The 16829-nt window shown below is 32.8% G+C and carries 14 protein-coding genes and 1 other annotated feature; all 14 genes read right to left on the reverse strand.

Annotated elements, in window-relative coordinates:
- Positions 1 to 16: 16 nt before the first annotated feature.
- A complete protein-coding gene (gene fusA / locus IC219_RS19855) occupies positions 17 to 2083 on the reverse strand; it encodes an elongation factor G (protein ID WP_227437035.1) in 2067 nt (688 codons plus the stop codon).
- Between the two features lie 48 nt (positions 2084 to 2131).
- Positions 2132 to 2602 (reverse strand): 30S ribosomal protein S7, encoded by a 471-nt coding sequence (gene rpsG / locus IC219_RS19860; protein WP_227437037.1) that lies wholly within the window; start codon positions 2600 to 2602, stop codon positions 2132 to 2134.
- Between the two features lie 123 nt (positions 2603 to 2725).
- Positions 2726 to 3148 carry a 30S ribosomal protein S12 gene (rpsL, locus tag IC219_RS19865; RefSeq protein ID WP_227437039.1) on the reverse strand — a complete coding sequence of 141 codons (423 nt, stop codon included), beginning with the start codon at positions 3146 to 3148 and terminating at the stop codon, positions 2726 to 2728.
- Positions 3149 to 3435: 287 nt separating this feature from the next.
- Complete coding sequence (gene rpoC, locus IC219_RS19870; RefSeq protein WP_227437041.1) at positions 3436 to 6921, reverse strand: DNA-directed RNA polymerase subunit beta'; 3486 nt, start codon at positions 6919 to 6921, stop codon at positions 3436 to 3438.
- Between the two features lie 41 nt (positions 6922 to 6962).
- On the reverse strand, positions 6963 to 10679 hold the full coding sequence (locus IC219_RS19875) for a DNA-directed RNA polymerase subunit beta (protein WP_227483635.1): 3717 nt from the start codon (positions 10677 to 10679) through the stop codon (positions 6963 to 6965).
- Positions 10680 to 11141: 462 nt separating this feature from the next.
- A complete protein-coding gene (locus IC219_RS19880) occupies positions 11142 to 11930 on the reverse strand; it encodes an SDR family NAD(P)-dependent oxidoreductase (RefSeq protein ID WP_227437045.1) in 789 nt (262 codons plus the stop codon).
- Positions 11931 to 12335: 405 nt separating this feature from the next.
- On the reverse strand, positions 12336 to 12701 hold the full coding sequence (gene rplL, locus IC219_RS19885; protein WP_021382505.1) for a 50S ribosomal protein L7/L12: 366 nt from the start codon (positions 12699 to 12701) through the stop codon (positions 12336 to 12338).
- 58 nt (positions 12702 to 12759) lie between these two features.
- Positions 12760 to 13266 (reverse strand): 50S ribosomal protein L10, encoded by a 507-nt coding sequence (gene rplJ, locus IC219_RS19890; RefSeq protein ID WP_227483634.1) that lies wholly within the window; start codon positions 13264 to 13266, stop codon positions 12760 to 12762.
- Positions 13267 to 13308: 42 nt separating this feature from the next.
- Positions 13309 to 13437 (reverse strand) — a sequence feature (ribosomal protein L10 leader region).
- 51 nt (positions 13438 to 13488) lie between these two features.
- On the reverse strand, positions 13489 to 14187 hold the full coding sequence (gene rplA, locus IC219_RS19895) for a 50S ribosomal protein L1 (RefSeq protein ID WP_227437049.1): 699 nt from the start codon (positions 14185 to 14187) through the stop codon (positions 13489 to 13491).
- 69 nt (positions 14188 to 14256) lie between these two features.
- Positions 14257 to 14682, reverse strand: a complete 426-nt coding sequence (gene rplK, locus IC219_RS19900; RefSeq protein ID WP_227483633.1) for a 50S ribosomal protein L11 — start codon at positions 14680 to 14682, stop codon at positions 14257 to 14259.
- A gap of 39 nt (positions 14683 to 14721) precedes the next feature.
- The gene (gene nusG / locus IC219_RS19905) at positions 14722 to 15264 is read right to left on the reverse strand and encodes a transcription termination/antitermination protein NusG (protein ID WP_227437051.1); all 543 of its coding nucleotides are present in this window, start codon (positions 15262 to 15264) and stop codon (positions 14722 to 14724) included.
- A 19-nt stretch (positions 15265 to 15283) separates the two neighbouring features.
- Positions 15284 to 15505 (reverse strand): preprotein translocase subunit SecE, encoded by a 222-nt coding sequence (gene secE, locus IC219_RS19910; protein ID WP_227437053.1) that lies wholly within the window; start codon positions 15503 to 15505, stop codon positions 15284 to 15286.
- Between the two features lie 23 nt (positions 15506 to 15528).
- Positions 15529 to 15678, reverse strand: a complete 150-nt coding sequence (gene rpmG / locus IC219_RS19915) for a 50S ribosomal protein L33 (RefSeq protein WP_003421192.1) — start codon at positions 15676 to 15678, stop codon at positions 15529 to 15531.
- 249 nt (positions 15679 to 15927) lie between these two features.
- Positions 15928 to 16829: elongation factor Tu (gene tuf, locus IC219_RS19920; RefSeq protein ID WP_227861668.1), on the reverse strand; the 902-nt coding region annotated here is incomplete at its 5' end.

Consider the following 16829-nt stretch of genomic DNA (forward strand, 5'->3'; position numbering starts at 1 on the left):
TTAATTAATTTTTAAATTATTTTCCTTCAGCTATCTTTTTAGCAACTGAAGCTGGAACTTGTTCATAGTGATCGAATATCATTGTATAAGTTGCACGACCTTGAGTTGAAGATCTTAGGTCTGTAGAGTATCCAAACATTTCTGAAAGTGGAACAAATGCATTTATAACTTGTGCACCACTTCTTGCTTCCATTCCTTGGATTAATCCTCTTCTTGAGTTTAAGTCACCCATAACATCTCCCATGTAATCTTCTGGAGTAACAACTTCTACTTTAAAGTAAGGCTCTAAAAGAACTGCATTACCTTTCTTCATAGCATCTTTGAATGCCATTGAACCAGCCATCTTGAACGCCATTTCAGAAGAGTCAACTTCATGGTAAGAACCATCATATAACTCAACAGCAACGTCTACAACTGGATATCCAGCAACTATACCAGATTGCATAGCTCCTTGTATACCCATGTCAACTGGACCAACATATTCTTTTGGTACAGACCCACCAACAGTTTTGTTTGTGAATTTGTATCCTTCACCTGGCTCTTGAGGAGCAACTCTAATCTTAACGTGACCATATTGTCCTCTACCACCTGATTGCTTAGAGTACTTGTATTCAACATCAACTGGTTGAGTTATAGTTTCTCTATATGCAACTTGTGGAGCACCAACTTTAGCTTCTACTTTAAATTCTCTTAATAATCTATCTACTATTATCTCTAAGTGTAATTCACCCATACCAGATATTATAGTTTGTCCTGTTTCTTGGTCAGTTTTAACTGTGAAAGTTGGGTCTTCTTCAGCTAATTTTTGAAGAGCTATACCCATTTTTTCTTGAGCTGCTTTAGAACTTGGTTCTATAGCAACAGATATAACTGGCTCAGGGAATTCCATAGATTCAAGTATTATTGGATTAGCAGGATCACATAATGTGTCTCCAGTAGTAGTATCTTTTAATCCTACTGCTGCTGCTATATCTCCAGCATAAACTTTAGTTATTTCTTCTCTTGTATTGGCATGCATTTGTAGTATACGACCAATTCTTTCTCTCTTATTCTTAGTTGCATTTAAAACATAAGAACCAGATTCTAATGTTCCAGAGTAAACTCTGAAGAACGCTAGTTTTCCAACAAATGGGTCAGTCATTATTTTGAATGCTAATGCAGAGAATGGCTCTTCATCAGAAGAATGTCTTTCAGCTTCCTCTCCATCTTCCAATATACCTTTTATAGCTGCTATATCAGTTGGTGCTGGTAAGTAATCTAAAACTGCATCTATTACTAACTGAACACCTTTGTTTCTATAAGCTGTACCACAGAAAACTGGGTTCATCTCACACGCTATAGTAGCTTTTCTTATAGCAACTTTTAGTTCATCTATAGTAGGTTCTTCACCTTCAAGATATTTCATCATTAACTCTTCGTCAGTTTCAGCTACTGCTTCAACTAATTTTTCTCTCCACTCTGTAGCTAATTCTTTCATATCTTCTGGTATGTCTGTTTCTTCCATTTCAACACCTAAGTCGTCTTTGTATATAACAGCATCCATTTTTAATAAGTCTATTATACCTATAAATGAATCTTCTTTACCTATTGGTAATTGCATAGGAACTGCATTAGAATTTAATCTAGATTTCATCATGCTTACAACATTGTAGAAATCTGCTCCTAATATATCCATTTTATTTACAAAAGCTATTCTAGGTACTCCATAAGTTTCAGCTTGTCTCCATACATTCTCAGATTGAGGTTCAACCCCACCTTTTGCACAGAATACAGCAACTGAACCGTCAAGAACTCTTAGAGATCTTTCAACTTCAACTGTGAAGTCCACGTGTCCAGGAGTATCTATTATATTTATTCTATGGTCTTTCCATGAAGCAGTAGTAGCGGCAGAAGTTATTGTTATACCTCTTTCCTTTTCTTGCTCCATCCAGTCCATTTGAGAAGCCCCTTCATGAGTTTCTCCTATCTTATGAGTTTGCCCAGTATAAAACAGGATTCTTTCTGTAGTAGTAGTTTTCCCTGCATCTATATGAGCCATGATTCCTATATTCCTAGTTCTTTCCAAAGGAAACTTTCTAGCCATGGTTATCCTCCTTATGATATCCTCAATTTTATAAGATATCTATATATCCTACCATCTATAATGAGCAAATGCTTTATTAGCTTCTGCCATTTTATGAGTATCTTCTTTTTTCTTAACTGAAGCTCCTGTGTTGTTAGCTGCGTCCATTATTTCTTTAGCTAATTTATCAACCATTCCTTTTTCTCCACGAGCTCTAGTGTATTTTACTAACCATCTTAAACCTAATGTTTGTCTTCTTTCAGGTCTAACTTCGATTGGTACTTGGTAGTTTGCCCCACCAACTCTTCTTGCTTTTACTTCTAAAACAGGCATTATATTATCCATTGCCTTATTAAATACTTCTAAAGCATCTTCTCCTGTTTTTTCAGCAATAACTGTGAAAGCATCATAAACTATTGTTTGAGACTTTCCTTTTTTTCCGTCTACCATTAAATTATTTATTAATTTAGTAACTACCTTACTCCCATACATAGGATCTGGTAAAACTTCTCTCTTTGGAACATTACCTTTTCTTGGCATTTCGCTTCCCTCCTTAATTATTTAACTTAAATCATAGGTACTCGACATAAATTATTTAATGCCGTGATGCCATAAATATCTATATATTTAAAGCACCGAACTATAATCAATCATTAATTGTTTTTATTTTTTAGCGTCCTTAGGTTTCTTAGCACCATACTTAGATCTTGATTGTCTTCTCTTATCAACACCTGCTGTATCTAAAGTACCTCTTAGTATATGGTATCTAACCCCTGGAAGGTCTTTTACTCTTCCGCCTCTTATAAGAACAACACTATGCTCTTGTAAGTTATGTCCTTCTCCTGGTATATAAGCAGAAACTTCTATACCATTAGTTAATCTAACTCTGGCAACTTTTCTTAAAGCTGAGTTAGGTTTCTTAGGAGTAACTGTTTTTACTGAAGTACAAACCCCTCTTTTTTGTGGAGCACTAGCGTCAGTTACTTTCTTGTTTAAAGAGTTGTAACCTTTTTGTAATGCTGGAGCAGTAGATTTCTTTTCAACTGCTTTTCTACTTTTACGAACTAATTGGTTAATTGTTGGCATCATCTGCACCTCCTTCCAAATTTTCGATCTTATCAGTGACCGCCAACTACATCAATATGAATACTCATACTGACTGATTGTAACATTTGTTACTTACAATTTAATGTCTATAACACATGAATATGTGATATTAGCATTTTTCTAGCTTGATGCTTTTAGTTCTTGTTTATTGCCATTTAAAAGTCACTAAGAGCTCATATAAGCCCTTAGTGTACTTTTAAACAACACACTTTACTATTTTAACACCACAAATAATGGTTGTCAAGATTTCTTTACTCTATCTGCCATTAATCTTCAATTTTTTCAACAGCTATATTTCTATATTTCTTCATTCCTGTTCCTGCTGGTATTAGCTTACCTAATATAACATTCTCTTTAAGCCCTATTAGGTGGTCTTCTTTACCTTTTATTGCAGCTTCTGTTAATACTCTTGTTGTTTCCTGGAATGAAGCTGCTGATAAGAATGAATCAGTTGCAAGAGATGCTTTAGTTATACCAAGTAATACTCTTTTAGCAACTGCTGGTCTTAAGTCTTTAGCTATAGCTTCTTCGTTACATCTATTAAATGTTAATACATCTTCATATCCACCTGGTAATAAATCTGTATCTCCTGGGTCTTCAACTTTAACTTTAGATAGCATTTGTCTTACTATAACTTCTATATGCTTATCGTTAACATCAACCCCTTGAAGTCTATAAACCCTTTGAACTTCTTTAACTATATATTCTTGAACACCTTTAACACCTTTTACTCTTACTATATCATGAGGATTTATAAATCCTTGTGTTAAAGGATCTCCAGCTTCTAATATCTGTCCTTGCTTAACTTTTAATCTAGAACCATATGGTATCACATATGTTTGAGTTTCGCCTTCTTCTGGTATTACATTTACTTCTTTTCTCTTTCCAGTTTCATCTATTTCAACTCTACCAGATACTTCAGTTATTACAGCTAAACCTTTTGGTTTTCTAGCTTCGAATAATTCTTCAACCCTTGGAAGACCTTGAGTTATATCGGCTCCTGCAACCCCTCCAGTATGGAATGTACGCATTGTAAGCTGAGTACCCGGCTCACCTATAGATTGAGCTGCTATTATACCAACTGCTTCACCTATATTAACTTCTTTTCCTGTAGCTAAGTTTCTACCATAGCACTTAGAACAAACTCCATGATTAGTTTTACAGTTAAGAACTGTTCTTATCCTAATTTTTTCAATTCCTAAATCTACTATAGTTTCTGCTTCATCTTCTTGTATCATAGCATCAGCTTCAACTATAACTTCACCAGTTTCAGGATTTAATATAGGGTCTATAGTATATCTTCCTACAATTCTATCATATATTTCTTCTATAACTTCATTTCCTTCTTTTATAGCATAAATTTCTGTAGTATCTTCTGTTCCGCAATCTACTTCTCTTACAATAACATCCTGACTTACATCAACAAGTCTTCTTGTTAAGTATCCAGATTCAGCCGTACGTATAGCTGTATCGGCAAGACCTTTTCTGGCACCATGTGAAGATGTAAAGTATTCAAGTACTGATAAACCTTCACGGAAATTAGATTTAACTGGTATCTCAACTGTTTTACCAGATGCATTGGCCATAAGACCACGCATACCTGCTAGCTGTCTAATTTGGTTTTTAGAACCTCTGGCTCCTGAATGTGCCATTATATATATATTGTTTAATCTATCTAGTCCACCCATAAGAGCATCAGTAACCTTATCAGTTGTTTCTGTCCATGTCTCTATAACTTTTTCATATCTTTCTTCATTAGATATTAAACCTCTTCTGTATGCTTTTTCATATTTATCAACTTTTTCTTCTGCCTCAGCTATAAATACTTTCTTTTCTTCTGGAACACTCATATCAGCAACAGCAACTGTTATACCACCTAATGTAGAATATTTAAATCCTAGAGATTTTATATAATCTAGTAATTCCGCTGTTTCTGTATTTCCATGTTTTCTAAAGCACTTATCTATTATTTTACCCAGAGATTTTTTATCTGCTAAGAAGTCAACTTCTAGAGCAAATGGGTTTTCATTTCTATCTACAAATCCTAAATCTTGAGGTATGCTTTCATTAAATATAAATCTACCAACTGTACTTTCAACTAATGAACTTCTTCCATCTTCAAGAGTCACCTTTAGTTTTACTAACGCATGTAGATGAACTGATTTATTGTAATAAGCAAGTAATAGCTCATTAAAGTCTTTAAATACCATTCCTGTTCCTTTAGCATCATCTTGTGCTTCTATTGTTAGATAATAACAACCTAAAACCATATCCTGAGATGGAGTAGTTATAGGAGAACCATCTTTAGGAGCAAGAATGTTGTTTACAGAAAGCATTAAGAATCTTGCTTCTGCTTGTGCTTCTACTGATAAAGGTACATGGACTGCCATTTGGTCACCATCGAAGTCTGCATTGTAAGCTGTACACACAAGTGGATGTAGCTTTATAGCTTTACCTTCAACCAAGATTGGTTCAAATGCTTGTATACCTAATCTATGCAGAGTCGGCGCACGGTTAAGAAGAACTGGATGGCTTTTTATAACATCTTCTAAAACATCCCAAACTTCTGGCTTAACTTTTTCTACTATAGATTTTGCACTTTTTATATTATGTGCATATCCTTCTTTAACTAGTTTATCCATAACAAATGGCTTAAATAGTTCTAGTGCCATTTTCTTTGGAAGACCACATTGATAGAATTTAAGTTCTGGTCCAACAACTATAACAGAACGTCCTGAGTAGTCAACACGCTTACCAAGTAAGTTTTGACGGAAACGACCTTGTTTACCCTTTAACATATCTGATAAAGACTTAAGTGGTCTATTTCCAGGCCCTGTTACAGGTCTACCTCTTCTACCATTATCTATTAATGCATCAACTGCTTCTTGAAGCATTCTCTTTTCATTTCTTACAATTATATCTGGAGCTCCAAGCTCTAATAATCTCTTAAGTCTATTATTTCTGTTTATAACTCTTCTATATAAATCATTTAAGTCTGAAGTTGCAAATCTTCCACCATCAAGTTGTACCATTGGTCTTAAATCTGGTGGTATTACTGGTATCGCATCTAAAATCATCCATTCTGGTTTATTCCCAGATTTTTTAAATGCTTCTACAACTTCTAATCTTCTTATTGTTCTAACTTTCTTTTGTCCTGTACTGTCTTTTAATTCCGCTCTTAGGTCTTTGCTTTGTTGCTCTAAGTCTATGTTTTGTAACAATATCTTTACAGCTTCAGCACCCATACCTACAGTAAAAGTATATCCATATTTTTCAAGAGCAGTTCTATACTCTTTTTCTGTCAATAACTGCTTCTCATTCAATCCAGTTTCTCCTGGATCAACTACTACATATGAAGCAAAGTATAGTATTTTTTCCAATGATCTTGGTGACATATCAAGTAAAAGTCCCATTCTACTTGGTATACCTTTAAAGTACCAGATGTGAGACATAGGAGCTGCTAGCTCTATATGTCCCATTCTTTCTCTTCTTACTTTCGATTTAGTTACTTCTACTCCACATCTATCACAAACTACACCTTTGTATCTAACTCTTCTATATTTACCACAATGGCACTCCCAGTCTTTTTGTGGTCCAAATATTCTTTCACAGAAAAGACCATCTTTTTCTGGTTTTAAAGTACGGTAATTTATAGTTTCTGGCTTTTTAACTTCTCCTCTAGACCATTGTCTTATTTTTTCTGGAGAAGCCAATGCTATTTTTATCGACTCGAAATTGTTTAATTCAAACAAGGAGTTCTCTCCCTTCTATTTGAGATTTACATTAATTAAATTTACACATCAAAGTCATCACCAACAAAGTCTATTTCTTCTTCAAATAAATCTTCTTCAGCAAATTCTTCTAAATTCTCTATATCCTCATCTTCTACGGTTTCCGTAAAATCATCTTCAATTTCTTCTATTATATTACTTTCTTCAACTTCTCCCATGTTATTTACAACATCTAGTTCAAATTCACCTATTGTGTCATCTTCATCTACAGATTCTCTTACTTCTATTTCTTGATCTTCATCTGTTAATACTTTTACATCTAAGCATAAACTTTGAAGTTCTTTTATAAGAACCTTAAATGATTCTGGGATTCCTGGCTCAGGTATGTTTTCACCTTTAACTATGGCTTCGTAAGTTCTAACACGACCTACAACATCATCAGACTTGACAGTAAGTATTTCTTGAAGTATATGAGCAGCTCCATATGCTTCTAGAGCCCAAACCTCCATCTCTCCAAATCTTTGTCCACCAAATTGTGCTTTACCACCTAGTGGCTGTTGAGTAACTAATGAGTATGGTCCAGTACTTCTTGCATGTAGTTTTTCATCAACTAAATGATGTAGTTTTAAGTAGTACATATATCCAACAGTTATTCTATTATCAAAAGTTTCACCTGTTCTACCATCATATAAAGTTAATTTACCATCTCTAGAATATCCAGCTTCTTCAAGAGCATCCATTATATCATACTCATTGGCACCATCAAATACTGATGTTGCAACATACCATCCTAAAGTCTTAGCAGCAAGTCCTAAATGAACCTCTAAAACCTGACCGATGTTCATACGTGATGGTATACCTTGTGGGTTAAGTATTATATCTAGTGGAGTTCCATTTTCCATGAATGGCATATCTTCTTCTGGTAATATTCTAGAGATAACCCCTTTATTACCATGACGACCAGCCATTTTATCTCCAACTTTTATTTTTCTCTTTTTAGCTATATAACATCTTACTAATTCATTTACTCCTGGAGATAAATCATCTCCATTTTCTCTAGTAAATACTTTTACATCAACTATTATACCAGATTCACCATGAGGTACTTTAAGTGAAGTGTCTCTAACTTCTCTAGCCTTTTCACCAAATATTGCACGAAGTAATCTTTCCTCAGCAGTAAGTTCAGTTTCTCCTTTTGGAGTTACTTTACCAACTAGTATATCTCCTGAATCTACTTCTGCACCTATTCTTATTATACCTCTGTCATCTAAGTTCTTAATTGCACTATCTCCAACATTAGGTATATCTCTAGTTATTTCCTCTGGCCCTAGTTTTGTATCTCTAGCTTCACATTCATATTCTTCTATATGAATTGTTGATAATCTATCTTCTTTAACTAATCTTTCATTTATTAATATGGCATCTTCGTAGTTATAACCTTCCCAAGTCATGAATGCTATAAGACAGTTTCTTCCAAGTGCTACTTCTCCTAAATCAGTTGCTGGACCGTCTGCTATAACATCTCCTTGCACTATTTGCTCACCTTTAGTTATTATAGGTGTTTGATTTATACAAGTACCTGAGTTTGAACGTTTAAACTTAAGTAGATTATATCTATCTCTGTTTCCATCTTCTCTTTTTATAATTATCTCATCCGCTGTTACTCTTTCTGCTATACCAGAATTTCTAGCAACAACAACTGCTCCAGAGTCTTTTGCAGCTCTATATTCTATACCAGTTCCTATAATTGGTGCTTCTCTTCTAACTAGAGGCACTGCCTGACGTTGCATGTTCGCTCCCATAAGGGCACGGTTGGCGTCATCATTTTCTAAGAAAGGTATCATAGCAGTGGCAACAGATACAACCTGCTTAGGAGATATATCCATATAGTCTACTCTGCTTTCAGGAACCATTTCAACAGCACCATTTACAGTTCTACAAACAACTCTATGGTTTACGAATTTACCATCGTCTGTTAATGGCTCATTTGCCTGAGCTCTTACGAATAAATCTTCTTCATCAGCAGTTAAATAATGTATCTCATCAGTAACTGTTGATGTTACTTTATCAAATTTTCTATATGGTGATTCTATAAATCCAAACTCATTTATTTTTGCATAAGTTCCAAGAGAGTTTATAAGACCGATATTTGGCCCTTCTGGAGTCTCTATCGGACACATTCTACCGTAGTGTGAATGGTGAACGTCACGCACTTCGAATCCAGCTCTTTCTCTTGAAAGACCTCCAGGTCCAAGAGCTGATAGTCTTCTTTTATGTGTTAACTCAGATAAAGGATTTGTTTGGTCCATGAACTGAGATAACTGAGAACTACCGAAGAATTCTTTTATTGCAGCTGAAACTGGTCTTATGTTAACTAACGCTTGAGGCGTTATAGCTTCCATATCTTGAACTGTCATTCTTTCTTTTATGACTCTTTCCATTCTTGAAAGACCAATTCTAACTTGGTTTTGTAATAATTCTCCTACAGATCTTATTCTTCTATTTCCTAAATGGTCTATATCATCAATATTTCCTATATTATAGAAGATATTGAATTCATAACTTATTGAAGCTATTATATCGTCTAATAATATATGTTTTGGTATAAGTTCTTTAATTCTTGATTTTATAGCTTCTTTTATTTCTTCTTCGTCACTATATCCATCTAAAATTTCTTTTAATGTTGGATAATGCACTTTTTCTTTTATGTTTAAATCATCTATGTCAAAATCAATATGAGACTTAATGTCTACAAAATTATTTCCTATAACTCTAACTTTCTTATCATCATCCATTAATAGATTTACTACATTTATACCTGCATTTTGTATATCTTTAGCTAACTCATAGCTTATTTTTTCTCCAGCTTTTACAAATACTTCTCCTGTTTCAGGATTTATTATGTCTTCTGCTGAAATTCTATTCATAATTCTATAGCATAAAGCAAGTTTTTTATTAAATTTGTATCTACCAACTTTTGCTAAATCATATCTCTTTGGATCAAAGAATAAAGCATTTAGTAAAGATGATGCACTTTCTACAGTAGGTGGTTCACCTGGTCTTAATTTTTTATATATCTCAACAAGACCTTCCTCTACTGTTTTAGTATTATCTTTTTCTAATGTAGCAGATAATCTTTCGTCTTCTCCTAAAAGGTCAATTATTTCTGCATCTGTCCCTATTCCTAAAGCTCTAAGTAAAACTGTAACTGGTTGTTTTCTTGTTCTATCAACTCTTACAGATATTACATCGTTAGAATCTGTTTCATATTCTAACCATGCTCCTCTATTAGGAATTACAGTAGATGAAATTAATCTCTTACCTGTTTTATCTCTCTCTTCCGCATAGTAAACACCAGGAGATCTAACTAATTGACTTACGATAACTCTTTCTGCCCCATTTATAACGAAAGTTCCTCTTTCTGTCATTAAAGGGAAGTCACCCATAAATACTTCTTGTTCTTTTATTTCGCCTGTTTCTTTATTTATAAGTCTTACCTTAACTTTTAGAGGTGCACAATATGTAGCATCTCTCTCTTTACACTCTTCTATATCGTACTTTGGTTTATCGTCTAAAGAGTAGTCAACAAATTCCAATATAAGATTACCAGTATAATCTTCTATTGGTGAAATATCATCAAACACTTCTTTTAAACCTTCTTTTAAAAACCACTCATAGGAATCTACTTGAATTTCTATAAGATTTGGCACATCAGCTATTTCCTTAATTTTAGAAAAGCTCATTCTAGTTCTTTTACCTATCGTGACAGGATGTGGCATTCACTTTTCACCTCTCAATAATTAAAAATAAAACAATAGTTCATTCTAACGCATCTAATAATTTTAGCATAATGTCAAGTATTTTTCAATATATTTTTTATCTTATATGTAAACTATGCATTATTTTTGATTTTTTGTAAATTATTTTAAGCATATATTATGTATTATGTACAATTCTCCAATATAAAATCCAATTTTTTCATTTATCGGTTTAATTTTCTAGAAAAAGTTACATTCTAATACCATACCCATATTTAATTATAATTTCATAAATAAGTACTAGTAAATAATTATATTTATACAAAAGCTGTTAAATATACAAAATAAAGACCATAAATGAATTTAATCTGGAGTTTTAAATCTTAAACTATTTCCATCATAAATTATATCTACAGTCTTTATAAAAATAGAATTTCTACTATAATTAAGTTTTTTATTTTTACTATTATATTAGTAATATAATTATCCTAATATATTATCTGCAAACTGTGGCGTAGGTAAACCAAATCCTCCAGCTACTTCAAGTAAGTCTCCTGTTATAAAGGATGAATCATCACTAGCATAGAATAAAACAGCTTTTGCTATGTCTTCTGGTTTCCCTATACGATTTAAAGGAACATGCTTTAGGAACTCCTTTATGAATTCTGGAGACATATTATCTAAAGCAGCTTTGGTTGCAATAAGGCCTGGAAGTACAGCATTACATCTAACATTGTCTTTTGCATATTGTGTTGCTATATTTTGAGTTAATGAGTTGATTGCTGATTTTGATACACAATAAGCTATTCTAGATAGGTCAGGCAATACTGAACCTATACTAGATATATTTATTATACTTCCCTTGCCATTCTTTATCATATGAGGAATAGCAGCTTTACATGGTAAATATACACTTTTTAAATTAGTATTTACTGTATCAAAGAAATTATCTGTATCTCCAGTTAAAAGGTCTTTATCAAGTGAGGGATTTGTCGAACCAAAATTATTTACAAGTATATCTATCTTACCTTCTTTTTTAACTACATCTTCTATCATTGAAGTAAACGTTTCTTCTTCACGAGCATTAAAATAAACAAACTTAGCACACCCGCCTTCTGCACTTATTCTGTCTATAACTTCATTAGCCAATTCTTCTGAACGAGCTGCTAAATATACAACTGCTCCATTTTGTGCCAATATTTCAGCTGATGCTAATCCAATACCTTTAGTTGCTGCAGTAACCACTGCAACTTTACCTTGTAATTTTTCCATTATTAACTCCTCCTTAAATGCATTTCTTGAAATCTACATATTTCGATTTTTAGAAGTATTTCACTCATTTTAAATTTGTATTTGTTAATTAATTATTTATTACATTTTATTTTTAAAGTATTTTTGTAAATTTTTAAAATAATATGTAGTTTTATATAATTTATCTTTTATTATATCACCTTATATATGCACATTACAATAATTGTTTATATTTTAATTTAACATCTGTATTTAACATAGTAAAAACATATTCTTTAATAGTATTAAATTAAAATCTCATTACAAACTATATGATACCCTTAATTTAATACTATTATATAAATTTTTTTTATTTTATAGAAATATTCTATTCACAATTTTTTATAAATAAAAAAAGATACCCAAATGGGTATCTTTTTAAAGAAACTACTTAACTTCTACTTTAGCTCCAGCAGCTTCTAATTTTTCTTTTATTTGATCAGCTTCTTCTTTAGAAGCTCCTTCTTTAACTGTCTTAGGAGCATTGTCAACTACTTCTTTAGCTTCTTTTAATCCTAATCCTGTTATTTCTCTAACTGCTTTTATAACTCCAACTTTTGAAGAACCAACCTCAGCTAATACTACATCAAACTCAGTTTTTTCTTCAGCAGCTGGTCCACCAGCAGCTGCACCAGCTACCATTACTGGAGCTGAAGCTGATACGCCGAATTTTTCTTCAGCAGCTTTAACTAATTCATTTAATTCTAAAACTTTCATATTTTCTATAGCTTCTAATATTTGTTCTATTGTCATTTTTAGCACCTCCGAATTTTCTTTTCAAATTAATATTTATAATTTTTTAGTTAAGCAATTAAGCTTCTTCTTGACCTTCTGCCTTTTTCGCTATTGCATCTATTAAGTATGCAAAGTTTGATATTGGAGCTTTTAAGCTACCAAGTAATTTAGCGATAAGAACTTCTCTTGATGGTATGTTAGCCATTTCAACAATCTTAGCTTCGTCATAGAATACACCTTCTATAACACCCATCTTTAATTTCATCTTTGGATGAGAATCCATGAATCCTTTTAATATTCTAGCTGGAGCAACTGGATCATCATATCCAAATGCTATAGCATTAGTACCAATTAATAATTCTTCATTGAATTGCTCTATACCAACTTCTTTAGCTGCTCTTCTAACTAAAGTATTTTTATATACTTTGTAATCTACACCAGCTTCTCTCATTTGTTTTCTTAACTCAGTTACTTCTTCAACTGTTAACCCTTTGTAATCAACAACAACGGCAGCAGAAGATTTTTGTAACTTTTCAACTATTTCAGAAACAACTTCTGATTTAATTTCTATAGCTTTTCTCATCTAGATGTGCACCTCCTTCACCAAATAGGCTTAGTATTTACCGCAACATTATAAAAAGCTTTTGTTGCCAAAAGTAGACATCAAAAGCTTTAGTAATCTCAATTTATCTAAAACCTCGGTGGGATATTAAGCTTTCGCACCCACTATCTACGGCAAATCTATTCTTTTTTACATTGACAAATGATATGATAACATTTTTGTCAACCTGTGTCAACAGTTTTATTATTCAGCTGTTCTTGCTGGGTTTATTTTAACTCCAGGTCCCATTGAAGAAGCTACAGTTATACTTCTTAAATATTGTCCTTTAGCAGCAGCTGGTTTAGCTTTTATTATAGCATCCATTAATGCAGCAAAGTTTTCAGATAATTTTTCTCCACCAAATGATACTTTTCCTACTGGAACGTGTATTATGTTAGTTTTGTCTAATCTGTATTCAACTTTACCAGCTTTTATTTCATCTATAGCTTTAGCTACATCAAATGTAACTGTTCCTGATTTAGGGTTTGGCATTAAACCTTTTGGTCCTAATACTCTACCTAATCTACCTACTACACCCATCATGTCTGGAGTAGCAACTACTATATCAAAATCAAACCAGTTTTCACCTTGTATTTTTTGAACTAATTCTTCAGCTCCTACAAAATCAGCACCAGCTTGTTCAGCTTCCTTAGCTTTTTCACCTTTAGCAAAAACTAAAACTCTTTTAGTTTTACCTGTTCCGTGAGGTAATACAACTGCACCTCTTACTTGTTGATCAGCATGTCTTGAGTCAACACCTAATTTAATGTGTGCTTCTACTGTTTCGTCAAATTTAGCTCCAGCTATATCTGAAACTAATGTTAATGCTTCTGATGCATCATAGAACTTAGTTCTATCTACTTTTTGTAATGCACCTGCATATCTTTTACCTTTTTTAGCCATTTTATTTTCCTCCTTGTGGTTAATCTCGGCTTTTCGCCTCCCACTTTATAAAAAAAGTGTATCTTTTAATTAGTCTTCTACTACAACACCCATGCTTCTAGCAGTACCAGCTATCATACTCATAGCAGCTTCTAATGATGCAGCATTTAAGTCAGGCATTTTTAATTCAGCTATTTCTCTTACTTGAGCTGAAGTTATTTTAGCAACTTTCTTTTTGTTTGGTTCTCCAGAACCTGATTTTAAGTTTAATGCTTTTTTAATTAAAACTGCAGCTGGTGGAGTTTTTGTTATAAAACTGAATGATCTATCTTGATATACAGTTATAACAACTGGTATTATCATTCCAGCTTGATCTGCAGTTTTAGCATTAAATTCTTTTGTGAATCCCATTATATTAACACCATGTTGTCCTAATGCTGGTCCAACTGGTGGCGCTGGAGTAGCCTTTCCTGCAGGTATTTGTAATTTTATTTGACCTATAACTTTTTTAGCCATTTTGAGCGCACCTCCTCAGATTTTTCTATAATAATAGTATTAGATTTTTTCTATACCTTCAAGCTCTATTACAAATAGAGTCCTTTTACCAAATGCATTTATGCATACTTTAACTTCTCTGTTTTCTAAGTCAATTTCTTCTATGTTTCCTACTTGTCCACTAAATGGTCCTTGAGATACCTTTACTGTATCTCCTATTTCAAAGTCAATATCACTATTTACTACTTTAGGTTCAGTTGTATCTATACCCATAGCTTTAACTTCTTCTTCACTTAATGGTACTGGTTTTGAACCAGGTCCAACGAAACCTGTAACTCCCTTAGTATTTCTTACTACATACCAAGATTCATCAGTTATTATCATTTTAACCAAAACATAACTTGGATAAACTTTACGTTGTCTAGTTTTTTCTTTTCCAGTTTTAGTAGTTTCCACTACTTCTTCTGTTGGAACAACTACTTGTCTTATGCAGTCTTCCATACTTCTTGTTTTAACTGCTTTTTCTATTGTAGCTTTAACTTTATTTTCATGTCCCGAATAAGTATGAACTACATACCAACTTGCTTCTTGTAATTCTGACATTTAACTTACCTCTTTTCGTCTATTTTAGTAATAACGCTAGTGCACCAGATAATATAGTGTCTATACCCCATACTAATATAGTGCATGAAATAACTACAGTTAAAACTATACCTGTGTTTTTAAACAATTCTTTTTTTGTCGGCCATGTAACTCTTTTCAATTCTTGTTTAGTTTCTTTTAAATAACCAAATAAACTGAATCTCTTTTTAGTTTTTGCACCGTCATTTGTTTGGGCAGCCATTCCATACTCACATCCTTATAAAACTATTTTGTTTCTTTATGAGTTGTATGCTTTTTACAGAATCTACAATATTTTTGTAATTCTATTCTGTCTGGATTATTTTTCTTATTCTTAGTAGTGTTGTAGTTTCTTTGCTTACACTCTGTACATGCTAAAGTTACTTTAACTCTCATCTGATACACCTCCAACTTTGTAATACAATAATATATATTGTTAATATATGTGAATATAATATCTTTAAAATATGTATTTATTAAAAATCTACAGTATTTAAGATATTATTAACTTCCTATAATCATTACCTTGTATAAGGTATCACAAAATCCTATGCTGTGTCAATGTTTTTGTATTTCTATGTTAAAAAAAGAGGAGCATAACCCCTCTTTTTATTATTCTTTAATCCATCAGTTTAATAATAAGAATTACTCTATTATTGTAGCAACAACGCCTGAAGCTACTGTTCTTCCACCTTCTCTTATTGAGAATCTTAATCCTTCTTCTACAACTATTGAATTTATTAAGTCTACTTCCATTGTTACGTTATCTCCAGGCATTACCATTTCTATTCCATCTGGTAACTTACAAGCTCCTGTTACGTCTGTTGTTCTGAAATAGAATTGTGGTCTATATCCATCAAAGAATGGTGTATGTCTTCCACCTTCTTCTTTTTTAAGTACATATACTTCTGCAGTAAATTTTGTGTGTGCCTTTACTGATCCAGTCTTTGCTAGTACTTGTCCTCTTTCTATTTCGTTTCTTTGTACTCCTCTTAATAATGCTCCTATATTATCCCCTGCTTGTGCTTGGTCTAATAATTTTCTGAACATTTCTACTCCTGTTACTACTACTTTTCTTGGTGCTTCTGTTAATCCTACTAATTCTACTTCGTCTTGTACTTTTAATACTCCTCTTTCCACTCTTCCTGTTGCAACTGTTCCTCTTCCTGTGATTGAGAATACGTCTTCTACTGGCATTAAGAATGGTTTGTCAGTATCTCTTTCTGGTGCTGGTATATATTCATCTATTTGCTCGAATAATTCTACTATTTTATTTCCCCAGTCGCTCTTTGGATCTTCTAATGCCATTAATGCTGATCCTCTTATTATTGGAGTATCATCTCCTGGGAAATCATATTCTGTTAATAAATCTCTTACTTCCATTTCTACTAGTTCTAATAACTCTTCGTCATCTACCATATCACATTTGTTTAAGAATACTACTATATATGGTACTCCAACTTGTCTTGATAATAGTATATGCTCTCTTGTTTGTGGCATTGGTCCATCTGTTGCTGAACAAACTAATATTGCTCCGTCCATTTGTG

Origin of the sequence: Clostridioides sp. ES-W-0018-02 (assembly GCF_020658175.1) — a bacterium.
Taxonomy (GTDB): domain Bacteria; phylum Bacillota; class Clostridia; order Peptostreptococcales; family Peptostreptococcaceae; genus Clostridioides.

Excerpts from the sequence above, each read along its gene's own strand:
- rpmG (WP_003421192.1), bottom strand. The coding sequence starts at position 15,678 with ATGAGAGTTAAAGTAACTTTAGCATGTACAGAGTGTAAGCAAAGAAAC.
- rpsG (WP_227437037.1), bottom strand. The coding sequence starts at position 2,602 with ATGCCAAGAAAAGGTAATGTTCCAAAGAGAGAAGTTTTACCAGATCCT.
- rpsL (WP_227437039.1), bottom strand. The coding sequence starts at position 3,148 with ATGCCAACAATTAACCAATTAGTTCGTAAAAGTAGAAAAGCAGTTGAA.
- IC219_RS19880 (WP_227437045.1), bottom strand. The coding sequence starts at position 11,930 with ATGGAAAAATTACAAGGTAAAGTTGCAGTGGTTACTGCAGCAACTAAA.
- rplJ (WP_227483634.1), bottom strand. The coding sequence starts at position 13,266 with ATGAGAAAAGCTATAGAAATTAAATCAGAAGTTGTTTCTGAAATAGTT.
- fusA (WP_227437035.1), bottom strand. The coding sequence starts at position 2,083 with ATGGCTAGAAAGTTTCCTTTGGAAAGAACTAGGAATATAGGAATCATG.
- rplA (WP_227437049.1), bottom strand. The coding sequence starts at position 14,187 with ATGGCTAAAAAAGGTAAAAGATATGCAGGTGCATTACAAAAAGTAGAT.
- rplK (WP_227483633.1), bottom strand. The coding sequence starts at position 14,682 with ATGGCTAAAAAAGTTATAGGTCAAATAAAATTACAAATACCTGCAGGA.
- rplL (WP_021382505.1), bottom strand. The coding sequence starts at position 12,701 with ATGACAATAGAACAAATATTAGAAGCTATAGAAAATATGAAAGTTTTA.
- secE (WP_227437053.1), bottom strand. The coding sequence starts at position 15,505 with ATGGCTGCCCAAACAAATGACGGTGCAAAAACTAAAAAGAGATTCAGT.
- IC219_RS19875 (WP_227483635.1), bottom strand. The coding sequence starts at position 10,679 with ATGCCACATCCTGTCACGATAGGTAAAAGAACTAGAATGAGCTTTTCT.
- nusG (WP_227437051.1), bottom strand. The coding sequence starts at position 15,264 with ATGTCAGAATTACAAGAAGCAAGTTGGTATGTAGTTCATACTTATTCG.